We start from the raw sequence: 17,158 nt of genomic DNA, 5'->3' as shown, positions 1-17,158 counted from the left end.
TATGAAAAAAAATAATATTATAAGCACATATGATTTATTTATATCAATGGTTATTACTGTAGCTGGTACATCTATATTTGCGTATCCAAGAATTTTAGGTGAAAAGGTTGGAACTGATGGATGGATAGTAATAATATTAACTGGATTATTAGTAGTACCGGCTCTTTACATTGTAAAAAAGTCTATTGAAGTAAATGGATATAAGAAATTTACAAATATGCTTGAAGACAATTTTGGGAAAATCTTTGGAAAAGTTATTGCTTTGGTAGTAATACTAAGTGCCATGTTAATAATTTCAATGGAAATGAGAGTTTTTACAGAAGTTTTAAAAATGTATCTTTTAAAGAGGACACCTTCTGAATTTATAATTATATTAGTTATTTTAGTAGGTGCATTTTTAGTAAGGGGAGAAATTGAAAGTGTAATAAGATTTAATGAAATAGCCTTTTGGTTAATGTTTTTGCCTATTTTGGTGGCTATTTTATTTGTTTTAAAAGGATCTGACTTTACAAATATATTTCCGGTTTTAACTCACAAGCCCATAGATTATTTAAGTGGAATCAAAAATAGTGTATTTGCATTTTTAGGGTTTCAAATTGTGTATGTGTTGTATCCTTTAGTTAAAGAAAAAAGAAATATAATGAACATAACATATAAATCTTTAGGATTTATAGTAATTTTCTATATTATAGTGGCGGTAACTACGGTAATTGTATTTTCTAAATCATATATTTCACAGTTGTTATGGCCAACTATAACCATGTTATCAACTGTAGATATTCCTGGAACTTTTGTTGAGCGATGGGAAGGTGCAATTATGGCATTTTGGTTCATATTTTTCTTTACTACATATATAAATTTGTATTACTTTAGTTCAGAAGTGGTGAAGGATGTATTTCATTTAGAAGATATAAAAGTTTCATTAATAATTGTAACTCCTATTATATATTTATTATCTTTATATCCAGAAAATATAGCAGAGGTTTATAGAATAAAAGAAAGGTTTTCTCCATATATAGGGCTAGGCATTATGGTAATATTGCCTCTTTTATTACTTATAATTGGAACTATAAAATCAAGGAGAGTCAAAAATGAAGTATAAAAAGATTATATTTTTTACACTAGTGTTATCATGTTGCTTATTAACTGGATGTTGGGATAAAGTTGAGATAGAGAGAAAGAGTTTTATATCTACAATTGCAGTAGATGTAGGGAAAAGTATAAGTAAACAAGATGAGCTTAAAAAGATAAAATCAGATAAAATATTTAATGAATCAGAATATAAAAAACTTAATATAACCTTTGGATTCCCTAATATAAGCGAACTTGGGCCTACAGATTCTGGGGCAGCCACAGAACAAATTATATCTACAGATGCTTTTTCTATGCAAGACTCTATAAATGAACTAGCGTCAAAAACCAGTAGAATAATATATACAGGACATTCTAAATTGCTTTTATTGAGCAATGAAGTAATACAATATCCTGAAGTATTTAAAGAAATTGTAGACTTTTTTGAAAGGCAAGCAGACATAAACAGAATGATGTTTGTAGTAGTGGTTAATGGAAAAGCACAAGATTATGTTAAATTTGTACCTAGTATGGAGAAGAATATACAGACTTATATAAGTGGGCTTATGGAAAATAGCAGTAATAATTCTTCTATACTACCAGTTACTTTAAATGATATGTTAATATGCCTTTATAATAATAAAAGTATAGCTATTCCAAGCTTAGAATTTGATAAAGATGATAAGAGTAAATTAAATATATCAGGAATGGCCTTAATTAAAGATTATAAAATTGATGGATATTTAACACCAGATGAAACATCATCTCTAGATATTTTAAGAGGAGAAATAAAAGGTGGAAAAGAGACTATACTTAAAAATGGTCATCCAATAGAATTTGAAGTTGGAGGCGTAAAAAGAAGAATAAAAATCGTTGATTCTAATAATATAAAAAAATTAAATGTTAGAATTGATGTAAGTTTAGAAGGACAATTAAAGGGATATAGTGTTTCAGAAAACCTTTTTAACTATGAAGAGTTAGAGAACATTCAGCAGGATTTTGGTCATGTAATAGAAAGAAAATGTGAAAAGGTAGCTAGAATTTTACAAGAACAACATCCTATAGATTTGATAGGATTAAAGGATTATTGTGAAAAGTTTCATCCTGATTTATATAAGAAGATAGGAGATAATTGGGATGAAGTTTACAAAAATGCTAACATAGATGTAAATGTAACCGTTCATGCAAGAAGAGTTGGTATAACAAAATAATTTATAAAACTAATAATTAAAAAATAAATTGAGAAGATTTTATTTTCTCAATTTATTTTTTGTTCAAATTTATTTAGAAATATATTTAAAATATATTTAAAATAAAAGTATATAATATGGGGAATGGTCAATAATCTTAAACATCAGATAATAAAAGGGGATGTTTAAGATGAAAAAGGTACTAGCTATTATGATTTCATTAATAATTTTAACAGGGAGCATATTAGTAATTTCATATATGAAGGCAGATGCAAGTCAAAAATCAATTGCTGAAAAAGTAATAAGATTTCATGTAATTGCAAACAGTGATTCAACAGAAGATCAAGCTTTAAAATTAAAAGTTAGAGATAATGTTTTAAAATATATATCACCAAAATTAAAAAATTCTAAAAGCATAGAAGAATCAAGAGAAATAATAAAAGAAAACAACTATGAAATAAATAAAATAGCTGTAAAAACTATAGAAGAAAATGGATACACTTATACTGTAAAATCAAAGTTATCTCATGAAAATTTTCCAGTTAAAACTTACGGGAATATAACTTTGCCTCAAGGAAATTATGAAGCATATAGAATTATAATTGGAAACGGACAAGGACATAATTGGTGGTGTGTAATGTTTCCTCCATTATGTTTTACAGATATAACAAAGGGTGATGTAGAAGTTAAGAAAACCGATGAAATGATGAAGAAAACACTATCAAAAGAAGAATATGAACTTGTAAATGATGATGTTGAAAAAAATAACTTAGTATTTAAATTTAAAATTGCTGAAAAGATAAAAGAAGCTTGTAAGTCAAAATAAATTATTGGATTATGTATAACCCGAATTATTAAAACAAATACTACTTATATAGATTATAAGAGTAGAAGCGGAGGCATATATACATATGAACAAGAAAAGAGTTATATATACAACCATTGTTGCATTCATAGTTGTTTTTTCAACTACATTTGCTTTTTTAATGACATTAGAGAGAAGGGATTATAAAAATTATTTGCAAGGTGAATATACTAAAAGTATGTATCAATTAATTGATTCTGTAAAAAATCTAAAAGGTAGTCTTGCAAAGTCAGCTATAGTAAATTCTAGAGAAGCTAACATTGTAACTTTCAATAATATATCTAAATACGCTGATATTGCTAATGACAAGATACACTCAATTCCTGTATCTCAAGAATATGTAGATGGTACTAGTAAGTTTTTAGCTCAAATAGGCGATTTTGCACATAGACTTAGTAGAAGTTCTTTTGAAAATGAAAAATTAACAGATAAAGATTATGAAACAATAGAATCATTAAAGGATCAAGCGGACTATTTATTAATACAATTAAATCAAGTCCAAAGGGATATAAATGAAGGAAAATTAAAGTGGGGAGAAATAAGAAAGAAGGCTACTAGTAAATTAGCTAAGAGTTCTGAAAATCTTGCTTCTGATAAATTTAAGGCTATACAAAATCAAGTACTTCAATATCCAACTTTAATAAATGATGGACCATTTTCAGAAAATACATTACAAATAAAACCTAAAGTTACTAGTGAAAAAGAAGTAACAGAACAAGATGCAAAGAATGTTATAAAGAAAATATTTGGAGAAAATAAAATAAAGAATATAACTAGAAAAGATGATCCAAAATCTAAAATACCTTCATACAGATTTGGTGTTAACTTAAATGAAAGATCTGAAGGTGATGAAATAGTTTGTGAGATAAGTAAAAATGGAGGACACATAGTTTATCTAATAGACAATAGAAAAGTTGATAAATCAGCTATTGATTTAAAAAAAGCTAAAGAATTAGGAAGTGTATTTTTAGATAAGTTTGGTTACAAAAATATGAAACCAACTTATACACAAAAATTTGATAACACAGTAACAGTAAGTTATGTTTACAATAAAGAAAATATAAATATATACCCAGATCAAATAAAATTAAAATTGGCATTAGATACTGGAGAAATAATAGGAATAGAATCAGAAAAATATTTAACTTCTCACGTTGAGAATAGAAATATACCAAAACCTAAAGTTTCTAAGGAAACTGCCATGAGCAAGATAGGAAAAAATTTAAAAGTGCAGTCAACAAAACTTGCTATAATTCCAACAGAAAGTAATAAAGAAATTCTTTGTTATGAAGTTGCTGGTAAATGTAAAGATGATGAATTTGTTGTTTATATAAATGCTGAAACTGGTTATGAACAAAGAATATTACAAATTATAAAAACAGCCAATGGAGAACTTGCATTATAGCATTATTAAAAAAGAGAATTAAACTTAACTATAATAAGGAGATATCTGATTTTCAGGTATCTCCTTCCTTATAAAAAAGGGTTCACATATTTAATGGATTGGTATATAATTTGAAGTGCGTCAACATTCAAATTAGAAAATAAATGTATGTTAGCATATATTAATAGATAAAGATTGAAAATATAATTCTTAAATTGTAAGGGGAGAGCATTATGAAGAAAAAGGTAGCTATTCTTTTTGGAGGACAATCTACAGAACATGAAGTTTCACGTGTTTCTGCATCTTCAGTTTTAAAAAATATTGATTTAAGCAAATACGATGTATATCCAATTGGTATAACAAAGGATGGCAAATGGTTTGAATATACTGGAGCTATTGATAAAATAGAATCTGGCGAATGGGAAAAAGATGAATTTTATAAAAATCCAAATGGACAAGAAATTCTTTTCAATAGGGAAGTTGATGTAGTATTTCCAGTTATGCATGGATTATATGGTGAAGATGGTACAATTCAAGGATTATGTAAGCTTTTAACTATACCATGTGTAGGACCTGGAGTTATGTCATCAGCAGTATGTATGGACAAGGTATACACAAAATATGTATTGGAAAACTTTGGGGTAAAACAAGCAGACTATGTAGTAGTAAATGCTCATGATTATAAAAATAACAAAATGGACATAATATCTACAATAGAAAATAAGTTAGGATATGATGTATTTATAAAACCTTCAAATAGTGGTTCGTCTGTTGGTATAAGTAAAGCACACAATAGAGAAGAATTAGAAGCTGGACTTGAAGAAGCTTTAAAATTTGATAGAAAAGTATTAGTTGAAGTTGCTTTAAATGCAAGAGAAATTGAAGTTGCGGTTCTTGGAAATGATGAACCAGTAGCAGCAACTCCAGGTGAAATAGTACCTGCAAATGAATTTTATGATTACGAAGCAAAATATTCAAATGCACAATCAAAACTATTATTACCAGCTAACTTAAGCCCAGAAAAACTTGAAAAAGTTAAAGAATTAGCTGTTAGAATATTCAAGATGTTAGACTGTGCTGGAATGTCTAGAGTAGATTTTCTTGTTGATAAAGAAACAGAAGAAGTTTACTTAAATGAAATAAATACAATACCAGGATTTACAAAGATAAGTATGTATCCTAAGATGTGGCAAGCAGAAGGAAAAGCTTACGGAGAATTAATAAGCGAAATCATAGAACTTGCAGTTGAAAGGGATAATAAATAATAAAGTTTTATGAAAGGAGAACATTATGACAAAAGCGTTAGCACTTATATCAGGTGGACTAGATAGTATATTAGCTGCAAAGTTAATAAAGGATCAGGGAATAGAAGTCATAGGAATATGTTTTAAATCCTACTTTTTTGGACCAGAAAATGCTAAGAGAATGACAAAGCAAATAGATATACCATTGGAGGTAGTTGATTTTTCTAAAGAACATTTTGATATGACTAAATCACCTAAACACGGACATGGAAAGAATATGAATCCTTGTATAGATTGTCATGCCATGATGATGAGATACGCTGGTGAACTTTTAGAAAAGTTTAATGCAGATTTTATTATAACTGGAGAAGTTTTAAATCAAAGACCTATGTCTCAAAATAAATCTTCATTAAATGTAGTAAAAAAAGAATCAGGATTTGCGGACAAAATATTAAGACCTTTATGTGCAAAAGTTTTACCAGAAACAGAAATGGAACTTAACGGTCTTGTTGATAGAGAAAAGTTACTTGGTATAACAGGAAGAGGAAGAAAAGTTCAAATGGAACTTGCTGAAAAATGGGGTATAAAAGATTACCCATCACCAGCTGGTGGATGTAAATTAACAGAACCTAATTTTTCTGTTAGACTTAGAGATTTAGTTAATCATAAAGAGGAAATATCAGAAAGTGATCTTGAATTATTAAAGTATGGAAGACATTTTAGAGTTTCTGAAAATGCAAAAATAATATCTACTAGAACTGCATCTGAAGCATCTCAAATAAAAGCATATCTTACAGAAAAAGATATTGCATTTTTAGTTAAAGATTTTAAAGGTTCTATGGTAGTTATAGTCGGAGATGCTACAGAAGAAGATATAGAGTTTGCAGCAAAAGTATCTGGCAGATATTCAAAAGGTAGAGAAGAAGATAGTCTTAAAGTTATATACGGAAACTATTCTAAACCTTATACTAATTCTATTGAAGTAAAGCCAGCAACTGAAGAAGAACTAAAAGAATTTATGATAGAATAACAGAGGGGGTATTGTATGGGTAAGGAAGCACTTATATCTATAAAGAGTGATCAAGTAGGCGTTGAAGATGGTAAAATAGAAGTTGTGACTAAAGGAAAGTTATATAAAAAAAATGACTTATATTATGCTGTCTACGAAGAAACTGAAATTTCAGGGATGAAAGGCACTACTACCACTTTAAAAATAGGTTCAGATAAGCTTAGCCTTATTAGAATAGGAACTACTAATGCGAAGATAAATTTTAAGAAGGACTATAAAGATTTATCCTTGTACAATACGCCATATGGAATTTTAGAGCTTGAAGTAGATACTAAAAAAATAAATATAGATGTCAATGAAGAGGGTGGAAGTATTTTAGTAAAATACAATATGGTATTGACCGGACATAAGCCAATAAAAACATCATTAAGTATTGATATAAAAACTATGTAAAGTAAAAATAGCGCGTAGTAACTTAGCAACTATGTGCTATTTTTATTTATTTGAAGGCTTGTATGTGTTTAAATTTAACTTCGTTAGACAATAATTCTAATGAGGTGAATTTTATGTATAATTCTAATAAATATGAAAATATAATAAGTGCCATATGTAAGGTTAAGGGTATAACAAAAGAAGAATTATATAAAATATTAAAGGATAAAGATTGTAAATATTTAATGTTTTTATTACTGAACAAAAACAAATGTTTAAATATAGATTTTATAAACAGGGATTTTTCTATAAATAGCAAAAGAATTGTAAATAATAATATAAGAAAAGCTCAAGAAAAATTACTTATAAATAAAGAATTTAGGGAAATTTATTTTGGTTTGCAAGATGAATTAGACAAAAGATGCGACATTTGAAAAATAAAATAAAAATAAATCAAAAAATATATAAAAAAGGGTAGCATAAGAATGGAAAATGTGATATTATCTTTAATATGTTTTAAAAACAGAAATGGAAATAGACGCAATTAGTCTATTTTATAGGGTAATATTTATTATAATTAAGATTATATAATATGTCAACACTTTTTACATAAATTAAAGGAGGAATTATTTTGAGTACTAAGTATGTATTCGTTACAGGAGGCGTTGTATCTTCATTAGGAAAAGGAATAACAGCGGCTTCACTTGGAAGATTATTAAAAAATAGAGGTCTTAAAGTATCAATTCAAAAATTTGATCCATATTTAAATGTAGACCCAGGAACTATGAGCCCATATCAACACGGAGAAGTTTTCGTTACAGATGATGGAGCTGAAACAGATTTAGATTTAGGACACTATGAAAGATTTATAGATGAAAACTTAAGTCAAAACAGTAATGTTACTACTGGTAGAGTATACTGGTCAGTTTTATCAAAGGAAAGACGTGGAGATTATCTAGGAGGTACAGTTCAAGTAATTCCTCACATAACAAATGAGCTTAAAGATAGAGTTTACAGAGTTGCAAAAGAGAAGGACGTAGATGTAGTTATAACTGAAATCGGTGGAACAGTTGGAGATATAGAATCATTACCATTCTTAGAAGCTATAAGACAAATAAAATATGAAGTTGGATTTGAAAATGTATGCTTTATACACTTAACTTTAATTCCTTACTTAGGAAAAGCAGGAGAATTAAAAACAAAACCTACTCAACACTCAGTTAAAGAATTAAGAAGCATAGGAATTCAACCAGACGTATTAGTATGTCGTACAGTAAAACCACTTCCTCATGAAGTTAAAGAAAAGATCGGATTATTCTGTAACGTAGATGCTAATGCGGTAATTCAAAACTTAGATGCAGAACACCTTTATGAAGTACCACTAATGCTTCACAATGAAGGATTAGATACTTTAGTGTGCAAGAAATTAGGATTAGCTTGTGATACTATAGATAATTCTGAATGGACTGATATGGTTCAAAAGATTAAAAACTTAAAAGAAGATGTAACTATTGGACTTGTAGGAAAATATGTAGAACTTCACGATGCTTATATATCAGTTGTTGAAGCGTTAAATCACGGTGGAATACCTAATAATTCAAGTGTACATATTAAATGGATCAATGCGGAACACGTTACTTCTGAAAATGTTGAAACTTACTTAAGTGATGTTGATGGAATATTAGTTCCGGGTGGATTTGGTGATAGAGGAGTAGAAGGAAAAATAGAAGCGATAAAATATGCTAGAGAGAAGAAAGTTCCTTTCCTTGGAATATGTCTTGGAATGCAATGTTCAGTTATAGAATTTGCTAGAAACGTATTAAGCTATACTGATGCTCATAGTTCAGAAATAGATGAAAATACTAAACATCCAGTAATTGATATAATGCCAGATCAAAGAGATATCGATGAAAAAGGCGGTACAATGAGACTTGGATTATATCCATGTAAATTAAAAGAAGATTCAAATGCATTTGCAGCTTACGGAGAACCTGTTGTATATGAAAGACACAGACATAGATATGAATTCAATAATGAATACAGAAAAGAGCTTTTAAATGCAGGACTTGAAATAACAGGATTAAGCCCAGATGATAGATTAGTTGAAATCGTAGAAGTTAAAAATCATCCATGGTTTGTGGCAACTCAATTCCATCCAGAATTAAAATCAAGACCAAACAGACCACATCCATTATTTAGAGACTTCGTAAAAGCAGCTTTAGAAAATAAATAGTATATATTAAATATAAAAGAGTAGTTAATTTATTACATTAACTACTCTTTTTTTACTTTAAAATACAAAAAAAATAAGTCTATTTACAAAAAATTTAATTTATAGATTTATTTATGAAGGAAAAAAGGAAGAAGTATAGAATTTATATATTTAGAAGTTTTTAAAATATGGAGGTGTTTTAAGTGATAATAGATACAGAAATAACAATTGCACTTAAAAATTCGATAGGTCAGTATGATATGAGAAGATTATCCATATTTAAAATAAATGATATAGGAAATATATTTAAAGATTTAGAAGTTATAGAAGTTAGTGAAAAGGAAATTCAATTTAGAATAAAGTGTCCTATATGTGGAGAATACCACTATTATACTTACAAGAGTATGAGTTTTGTAAAGGGTAGTATGACCATTTGTGGTTGTGAAAAGTTGGGAGATCCAATATTCTTTATTGGGCAGAAGGAAAAAGTTGAAGATAAAATAAATAAATATAGAGAAGTTAATGAAAATATCTATGAGATGATTTAAACATCTGAATATAATCAGTGTAATCTGTCAATATTATGGATATATGGATGGATTACTTTTTTCTTGTTGAATTGCTAGATAAAAAAGTAAAAATAGGGTATAATCTAAAAAGTGTTACATTTCAAACATTTCTGTACGAATTATTTCCCAAAATTATTATATAAATAAATATTATTATGGAGGTGCTATTTTGGATAGTAAAGATTTAAGCAATATGACTGTCGTTCAATTGAAAGAATTGGCAAAGGAGTTAAACTTAACAGGTACAAGTAGATTAAAAAAGCAAGAATTAATAGACAGTATTAATGAGGCAATGCAAATATCTATTAACAAAAACGGCGTTATTTTAAAAGAAAATATAACTCCTAAAAAAGTACATAATTCTTCGAATGATAATATGAAAAATACAAAACAAATAAAAGTAAATAAAAATGAATGTATAGAAGAAGAAAATCCACAAGAAAAGGAAAAGAATTTTAAAGAAATGATACATGAATCTGATAGCGCAAAAGGCGTACTAGAAATTATAGAAAATAACAATTACGGTTTTTTAAGAGGGGAAAATTATTTAACTGGACCTAAGGATATTTATGTATCACCATCACAAATAAGAAGATTTAACTTAAAAACTGGGGATGAAGTAACAGGTAAGATTAGAACAGCAAAAGATGGAGAGAAGTTTCAAGCTCTTATATATGTTGAAAAGATAAATGGAGAAAATCCAGAAAAAGCTGTAGGAAGAAAAAGATTTGAAAAGTTAACACCAATCTATCCTGATGAAAGAATAAGATTACAAACAGGTCAAGCAGACTTATCTTCTAGATTAATGGATATAATATCGCCAATAGGTAAGGGGCAAAGAGGACTTATAGTTGCACCACCTAAGGCTGGAAAAACAACTCTTTTAAAGAAAATTGCTCATAGTATATCTAAAAATCACCCAGAATCAAAATTAATAGTTCTTTTAATAGATGAAAGACCAGAAGAAGTTACAGATATGCAAAGATTTATAAATGGAGAAGTTATATATTCAACATTTGATGAAGAACCAGAACATCACACAAAAGTAGCTTACATGGTTCTTGAAAGAGCTAAAAGAATGGTTGAACAAGGACAAGATGTTATTGTACTTCTTGATAGTTTAACAAGACTTACAAGAGCATATAATTTGACTATTAACCCAACAGGAAGAACATTATCAGGTGGTCTTGATCCAGGAGCATTAATAATGCCTAAAAAATTCTTTGGTGCAGCAAGAAACATAGAAGAGGGTGGAAGTCTTACAATACTTGCAACAGCTCTTATTGAAACTGGAAGCAGAATGGATGATATGATTTTTGAAGAATTTAAGGGAACTGGAAATATGGAAGTTCATTTAGATAGAAAGTTAGAAGAAAGAAGAATATTCCCAGCTATAGATATTTATAAATCAGGAACAAGAAGAGAAGACTTATTATTAACTAAGCAAGAATTAGAAGCTTCATTTACAATAAGAAAAGTATTATATAAAGAAAATAATACAGCTGGTGTAACAGAAAAACTTATTAATCTACTTTCAAAAACAAAAAATAACTTTGAGTTTTTAGAAAACTTTAATAAAGAAAAATGGGAAAGATAAAATCTTTCCCATTTTTTAAATTAATTATTTTTGGTTTAAGTTGTATTTCTTCATGAACTTTTCGATTCTTCCGCCTGTATCTAATATCTTTTGCTTTCCAGTATAGAAAGGATGACATTTAGAACAAACATCGACTTTAAGTTCAGCATTAGTTGATCCAGTAGTGAAAGTATTTCCACATGCACATTTAACTACTGCATCATGATGGTATTCTGGGTGTAAACCTTGTTTCATTATTTTCACCTCGCTCGTTTATAATCATTCTTATAGAATAATTCAAACCGAATTGTCAACTCTTAAAATTATATCATAGGGTGCTACAAATAGCAACAATTTTGTACTTGCAATTTAAAGGAATAAACATATAAAATAAGTAGTATGAAAAATAAAATACCAGTTGGTAAAATTGTGGAGGGTATGCTTTAAATGAGTAAATTATATTTTAGATATGGTGCTATGAATAGTGGAAAATCAACAAACTTAATGCAGGTAGCACATAATTATGAAGAAAGAGGCATGAAGGTTATTATTATAAAACCTAAAACAGATTCTAAAGGTGGAGAAAATGTAGTTTCAAGACTAGGAGTTACAAGAAGAGTAGATATGCTTTTAGAAAGTAATGAAAATGCTTATGAAAAAGTAAAAGATATTTGTAATAAAGAAGGAAAAGTAAATTGTGTATTAGTAGATGAAGTGCAATTTTTTAAAAAGGACCAAATAGATCAACTTCTTGAAATAGCTGTTAAATTAGATATACCAACAATATGTTATGGTCTTAGAACTGACTTCCAAATGAATGGATTTGAGGGAAGTACAAGATTACTTCTATTAGCTCATAGTATAGAAGAGTTAAAAACCATTTGCAGATGTGGAAGAAAAGCATTATTAAATGGAAGAAAAATAAATGGAAAGTTTGTTTTTGAGGGAAAACAAGTAGCTATAGACAAAGAAGATAATGTTGAATATGAATCACTTTGTCCTAAGTGTTATTTTGAATTTAGAGATAAATACAACAATAAATAAGATGAAGTTTAGTAAGTTTTAAAGAAGAGGGGTGATCATATGGGAAAAAAGGTTTCAGTTGGAGGGCAGGCAGTAATTGAAGGAGTTATGATGAGAGGTTCTAAGGGAGTGGCTACTGCTATAAGAAAGAGCAATGGAGATATAGAAGTCGAATTTGATGAAATAGAACCACTTACTAAGAAAAATAAAGTGTTTTCACTTCCAATCATAAGGGGATTTGTAACTTTGATTGATTCTCTAATCATTGGAATAAAAACATTAAATTATTCCGCTTCATTTATAGAAGAGGATGAATATGAGGAAAAAGAGCCATCTAAGTTTGATAAATGGATGGAAGAAAAGTTTAAGGGAAAGGCTGCAGATATTGTAATGGCAATTTCATTTATAATATCTATGGCTTTATCAATTTTCATATTTTTCATAATACCTACCTTTGCTGCTAACGGTTTTAAAAGGTTAAATGTAAATAATACTATTGCTCTTAATATATTAGAAGGAATAATAAGAGTTGGAATTTTCCTATCTTATATATATTTAATAAGCAAAATGAATGACATAAAAAGAGTGTTTGAATATCATGGTGCGGAACATAAAACTATATTTTGTTATGAAAGTGGAGAAGAGCTTATTCCGGAAAATGCAAAAAAGCAAGGTAGATTGCATCCAAGATGCGGTACAAACTTCTTGTTTTTAGTTATGATAGTGAGTATAATATTATTTTCATTTACAGGATGGAATTCCATATGGCAGAGAATATTTTATAGAATAATTTTATTGCCGGTAGTATCGGGAGTAACCTACGAAATTATAAAGTGGATGGGAAGTAACAATAATAAATGCACAAAAATATTATCTTATCCTGGGCTTATGCTTCAAAAGCTTACAACTAGAGAACCTGATTTAGAGCAATTAGAAGTAGCAATTGTTTCGCTAAAGGTAGCAGAAGGCATAGAAACAGCTGAAAGTATAAAGGAAAAGTATAATAAAAAATTAGAAGATGAAGATATGAATATTGAAGATACAAAAGATCTAGAAAGTGTTCGGAGAGATATACAATAAATTTTTAGTGGAATTTATTGCAGGAGGTGATTAGATGAACATAGGAGAAGTGTTGAAGTATGCATATGACATATTAAAAAAAGAAAACATAGATACATATATGTTAGATGCACAACTTTTACTTCAAAAGGTTTTAAAAAAAGATAAATTGTTTATAATTTTAAATAGAAATGAAATCTTATCAAAAGATGAAGAAGAAGAGTTTTTGAAATTAATAAACTTACGAAAAGATAAAATGCCTGTAAAGTATATATTGGGTGAATGTGAGTTTATGGGATTAAATTTTTATGTAAAAGAGGGAGTATTAATTCCAAGAGCTGATACTGAGATTTTAGTTGAAGAAGTAATAAAAGAAATTAAAGAAAACAACTATAATAGAATATGTGATGTTTGTTGTGGCAGTGGTGCAATAGGAGTTTCTATAGGTAAATATATGGAAAACTCTACTGTGGATTGTTATGATATATCAGATATAGCAATTGAAGTTACGGGTAAAAATATAGAGAGATTTTTACTTAAGGACAGATTAACTGTTGAAAAAAGTGATTTATTAACTGTAGCAATAAAACAAAATAAAAAATTTGATGTTATAGTATCTAATCCTCCATATATAAAAGAAGAAGTAATTCCAACTTTAATGGAGGATGTAAAAGACTATGAACCATACATTGCACTATGTGGAGGAATAGATGGCTTAGACTTTTATAGAAAAATAACTGTTCAGAGTTTAGAAATATTAGAAAATAACGGACTTCTAGCATTTGAAATAGGATACGACCAGGCGGAAGCTGTAAAAGAGCTTCTTATGGAAAGTGGATTTACTGATGTTAAAGTTATAAATGACCTTGAAGGACTTAATAGAGTTGTAATAGGTAAAATCAATAAGTAAAAAGCTTAAAGTATAAGGTTTAGAGAGGTTATAACACTTAAGAGAAACTTTTTATAAGTTTTTACTAATAAATAATTTTATGTTATAATATTGTAATGTGAAAATACAGATTACGGAGTGATAAATCTATGTTAGATAAATTGGAGTTTACAGAAAACAAGTACGAAGAATTATCGATAAAAATTAGCGATCCATCTGTAATGGCTAATCAAAATGAGTGGAGAAAACTATGTAAAGAGCATGCAGAGCTTGAAACTATAGTTACAAAGTATAGAGAATATAAAACTAATAAAGAAGAATTAGAAGCTAATAAAGAGATGCTTTCAGAAGAAACTGATAAAGATATGAAAGAAATGATTCAAGAGGAAATAAAAACTCTTGAAGAAAGTATAGTAAAAGATCAAGAAGAATTAAAAATATTACTTCTTCCTAAGGATCCTAACGACGATAAGAACGTATTTATAGAAATAAGAGCAGGTGCTGGCGGAGATGAAGCAGCATTATTTGCAGCTAACCTATTTAGAATGTATACAAGATATGCTGAAAGACACGGCTGGAAAACTGAGCTTATGAGTGCTAATGAAACAGACATTGGTGGATTTAAAGAAGTTGTATTCATGTTAAGAGGGGATTGTGCTTATAGCAAAATGAAGTTTGAAAGTGGAGTTCATAGAGTACAAAGAGTACCTGATACTGAATCAAGTGGAAGAATACATACATCTACAGCAACAGTTGCCGTATTACCAGAAGTTGATGACGTTGATATACAAATAGATCCTAATGACATTAGAGTTGATGTATTTAGAGCATCAGGACACGGTGGACAGTGCGTTAATACTACTGACTCAGCAGTAAGAATGACACATATACCAACAGGAATTGTTGTATCATGTCAGGATGAAAAATCACAGCTTAAAAATAAAGAAAAAGCTATGAAAGTATTAAAAGCTAGATTATATGAAAAAGCTGAAGCAGAAAGATCTGCTAGTATATCGGCTGATAGAAAGAGCCAAGTTGGTACTGGAGATAGAAGTGAAAGAATAAGAACTTACAACTATCCACAAGGAAGAGTTACAGAACATAGAATAGGATTAACTCTATACAAATTAGAAGCATTCCTTGATGGAGATATGGAAGAAGTTATAGATGCTTTAATCACAGCAGAACAAGCTGAAAAGATGAAAGCAATGGGAAATAATTAATAGGACATATACTAGTGAATTTAGAGGTGTAACTATGAGTGTAAATAAAGCCATTAGAAAGCAAAAAAAGTCTTATAAGAGATTTATGCTGACTATGAGCTTTATTTTTTTGTTGTTACCTACAATGTTGTATTTTACACATATTTTTTCTCCGTTTTTTATAGTGTATTTAGTATTTATAGAGTTTTTAATAATTCTTGTTATGCTTATTAAAGCGGATAAGGAAAGATTAAAGTTTAAAATAGATACTAAAATGAAAATTGTAAATGGAATTTGGGGTGGAAGATATGTAGTGCCTTGCGACAAGGTTAAAATGGTACACACATATAGAGAAGGAAAAGATTTAAGGATAATAATCATATTAAGAAATAAGTTTAGAAATCCAAAAATAAAAATAATAGGACCTCAATTTATAAGAAAAAATAGATGGATTAAAAAATACTATGAAGAATTAAAAAGTGAGGATATATATAACCAGTGCTACTATTTCATAATATATAAAGGTGGATTTATGAAATACCAGTTACTAGATGACATATATAGAAATTGTGTACAAGCATACTTTACGGAAGATTGCATAAAAAAAATAAAAGAATATAGAAAGTAAAGAATAAACCCTTCATTTAAAAAATAATTATAAATTAAGAATGGAGGGTTTATTTTGAATATTAAATTAATTTTAATTGTAACTTTAGCTAGTATAGTTTCATTAATGGGAACCATAATAGGGGCTTCTATAGGTGTAATTATAAAAAATCCATCTCAGAAGATGATTGGCAATATAAATGGACTAGCAGCAGGACTTATGCTTTCTGTGGTTATGATGGATTTAATACCTGAATCTATAGCAAAGGTGAATATTTTTTATACAGTTATATTTTGCGTATTAGGTGTAGGTATGGTTATGCTTATAGATATACTAACTGGAAATGAAAAAAATATTTTTAGTAATAGTAGCTTAAAGGTTGCTTTTATGGCAGCAATAGGACTTATGATTCACAATTTTCCTGAGGGTATAATTATGGGTGCTGGTTTTCTAGCACAGGCTACTTTGGGTGTGAAAATGAGTATAGTTATAGCTGTTCATGATATACCAGAGGGAATTGCTGTGGCGGCGCCACTTATGGCATCTAAAGTTAAACCTTTTAAAATAATGCTATATGCTTTTATTACAGCTTTCCCTACACTTCTAGGCGCTTGGCTTGGAATGTATATAGGAAATATATCTCAAATAATATTAGCTGAATGTTTGGGTATTGCATCTGGAATAATGCTTTATGTAGTTCTAGGACAAATGATACCAGAGTCTTTTAAAAATGGAGAAAAATTAGGAGTAACAATAAGTAGTTTGTGCGGAGTAATTTTAGGTATTGTAATTACAAATATATTATAATAAAATACATAGTAATGGT

At 28.6% G+C, this 17,158-nt stretch carries 18 protein-coding genes; 17 read left to right on the top strand and 1 reads right to left on the bottom strand.

Going from position 1 to position 17,158, the window contains the following annotated elements; translation table 11 throughout:
- Position 1: 1 nt before the first annotated feature.
- The 11 genes from NT01CX_RS10445 (at position 2) to rho (ending at position 11,573) form a co-directional block, all read left to right on the top strand.
- Entirely contained in the window at positions 2–1,102 is a 1,101-nt protein-coding gene (locus tag NT01CX_RS10445; protein WP_011723008.1) for a GerAB/ArcD/ProY family transporter, read from the top strand.
- Positions 1,092–2,282 (top strand): Ger(x)C family spore germination protein, encoded by a 1,191-nt coding sequence (locus NT01CX_RS10440; RefSeq protein ID WP_011723007.1) that lies wholly within the window; start codon positions 1,092–1,094, stop codon positions 2,280–2,282. The genes NT01CX_RS10445 and NT01CX_RS10440 overlap by 11 nt, the downstream gene beginning before the upstream one ends.
- Positions 2,283–2,451: 169 nt before the next feature.
- The gene (spoIIR, locus tag NT01CX_RS10435; RefSeq protein ID WP_011723006.1) at positions 2,452–3,087 is read left to right on the top strand and encodes a stage II sporulation protein R; all 636 of its coding nucleotides are present in this window, start codon (positions 2,452–2,454) and stop codon (positions 3,085–3,087) included.
- An 85-nt stretch (positions 3,088–3,172) separates the two neighbouring features.
- A complete protein-coding gene (ypeB, locus tag NT01CX_RS10430; protein ID WP_011723005.1) occupies positions 3,173–4,531 on the top strand; it encodes a germination protein YpeB in 1,359 nt (452 codons plus the stop codon).
- 212 nt (positions 4,532–4,743) lie between these two features.
- On the top strand, positions 4,744–5,775 hold the full coding sequence (locus NT01CX_RS10425; RefSeq protein ID WP_011723004.1) for a D-alanine--D-alanine ligase family protein: 1,032 nt from the start codon (positions 4,744–4,746) through the stop codon (positions 5,773–5,775).
- Between the two features lie 25 nt (positions 5,776–5,800).
- Positions 5,801–6,784 carry a DUF814 domain-containing protein gene (locus tag NT01CX_RS10420; protein ID WP_011723003.1) on the top strand — a complete coding sequence of 328 codons (984 nt, stop codon included), beginning with the start codon at positions 5,801–5,803 and terminating at the stop codon, positions 6,782–6,784.
- A gap of 15 nt (positions 6,785–6,799) precedes the next feature.
- A complete protein-coding gene (locus NT01CX_RS10415) occupies positions 6,800–7,216 on the top strand; it encodes a DUF1934 domain-containing protein (protein ID WP_011723002.1) in 417 nt (138 codons plus the stop codon).
- Positions 7,217–7,329: 113 nt separating this feature from the next.
- On the top strand, positions 7,330–7,629 hold the full coding sequence (locus NT01CX_RS10410; RefSeq protein ID WP_011723001.1) for a hypothetical protein: 300 nt from the start codon (positions 7,330–7,332) through the stop codon (positions 7,627–7,629).
- Between the two features lie 197 nt (positions 7,630–7,826).
- Positions 7,827–9,428 carry a CTP synthase gene (locus NT01CX_RS10405; RefSeq protein WP_011723000.1) on the top strand — a complete coding sequence of 534 codons (1,602 nt, stop codon included), beginning with the start codon at positions 7,827–7,829 and terminating at the stop codon, positions 9,426–9,428.
- A gap of 182 nt (positions 9,429–9,610) precedes the next feature.
- A complete protein-coding gene (locus NT01CX_RS10400; RefSeq protein WP_011722999.1) occupies positions 9,611–9,955 on the top strand; it encodes a hypothetical protein in 345 nt (114 codons plus the stop codon).
- Positions 9,956–10,145: 190 nt separating this feature from the next.
- Positions 10,146–11,573 (top strand): transcription termination factor Rho, encoded by a 1,428-nt coding sequence (gene rho / locus NT01CX_RS10395; RefSeq protein ID WP_011722998.1) that lies wholly within the window; start codon positions 10,146–10,148, stop codon positions 11,571–11,573.
- A gap of 24 nt (positions 11,574–11,597) precedes the next feature.
- Here the strand turns inward: rho and rpmE are convergent, their stop codons facing one another.
- Positions 11,598–11,807, bottom strand: coding sequence for a 50S ribosomal protein L31 (gene rpmE, locus NT01CX_RS10390; RefSeq protein ID WP_011722997.1), 210 nt, complete (start codon positions 11,805–11,807; stop codon positions 11,598–11,600).
- Positions 11,808–11,999: 192 nt separating this feature from the next.
- On the opposite strand from rpmE, the gene NT01CX_RS10385 reads away from it, so the two are divergent.
- The 6 genes from NT01CX_RS10385 (at position 12,000) to NT01CX_RS10360 (ending at position 17,139) form a co-directional block, all read left to right on the top strand.
- Positions 12,000–12,596: a thymidine kinase gene (locus NT01CX_RS10385; RefSeq protein WP_011722996.1), complete on the top strand. Its 597-nt coding sequence runs from the start codon at positions 12,000–12,002 to the stop codon at positions 12,594–12,596.
- A 39-nt stretch (positions 12,597–12,635) separates the two neighbouring features.
- A complete protein-coding gene (locus NT01CX_RS10380; protein ID WP_011722995.1) occupies positions 12,636–13,655 on the top strand; it encodes a DUF1385 domain-containing protein in 1,020 nt (339 codons plus the stop codon).
- 34 nt (positions 13,656–13,689) lie between these two features.
- The gene (gene prmC, locus NT01CX_RS10375; RefSeq protein WP_011722994.1) at positions 13,690–14,544 is read left to right on the top strand and encodes a peptide chain release factor N(5)-glutamine methyltransferase; all 855 of its coding nucleotides are present in this window, start codon (positions 13,690–13,692) and stop codon (positions 14,542–14,544) included.
- A gap of 128 nt (positions 14,545–14,672) precedes the next feature.
- The gene (gene prfA, locus NT01CX_RS10370; protein ID WP_011722993.1) at positions 14,673–15,746 is read left to right on the top strand and encodes a peptide chain release factor 1; all 1,074 of its coding nucleotides are present in this window, start codon (positions 14,673–14,675) and stop codon (positions 15,744–15,746) included.
- Between the two features lie 202 nt (positions 15,747–15,948).
- The gene (locus NT01CX_RS10365) at positions 15,949–16,353 is read left to right on the top strand and encodes a hypothetical protein (RefSeq protein ID WP_242648491.1); all 405 of its coding nucleotides are present in this window, start codon (positions 15,949–15,951) and stop codon (positions 16,351–16,353) included.
- Between the two features lie 54 nt (positions 16,354–16,407).
- A complete protein-coding gene (locus NT01CX_RS10360; RefSeq protein ID WP_011722991.1) occupies positions 16,408–17,139 on the top strand; it encodes a ZIP family metal transporter in 732 nt (243 codons plus the stop codon).
- The last annotated feature ends 19 nt before the right edge of the window (positions 17,140–17,158 follow it).

Source organism: Clostridium novyi NT (assembly GCF_000014125.1).
Classification (GTDB): Bacteria; Bacillota; Clostridia; order Clostridiales; family Clostridiaceae; genus Clostridium_H; species Clostridium_H novyi.
This window is presented reverse-complemented; position numbering and strand designations above follow the sequence as displayed.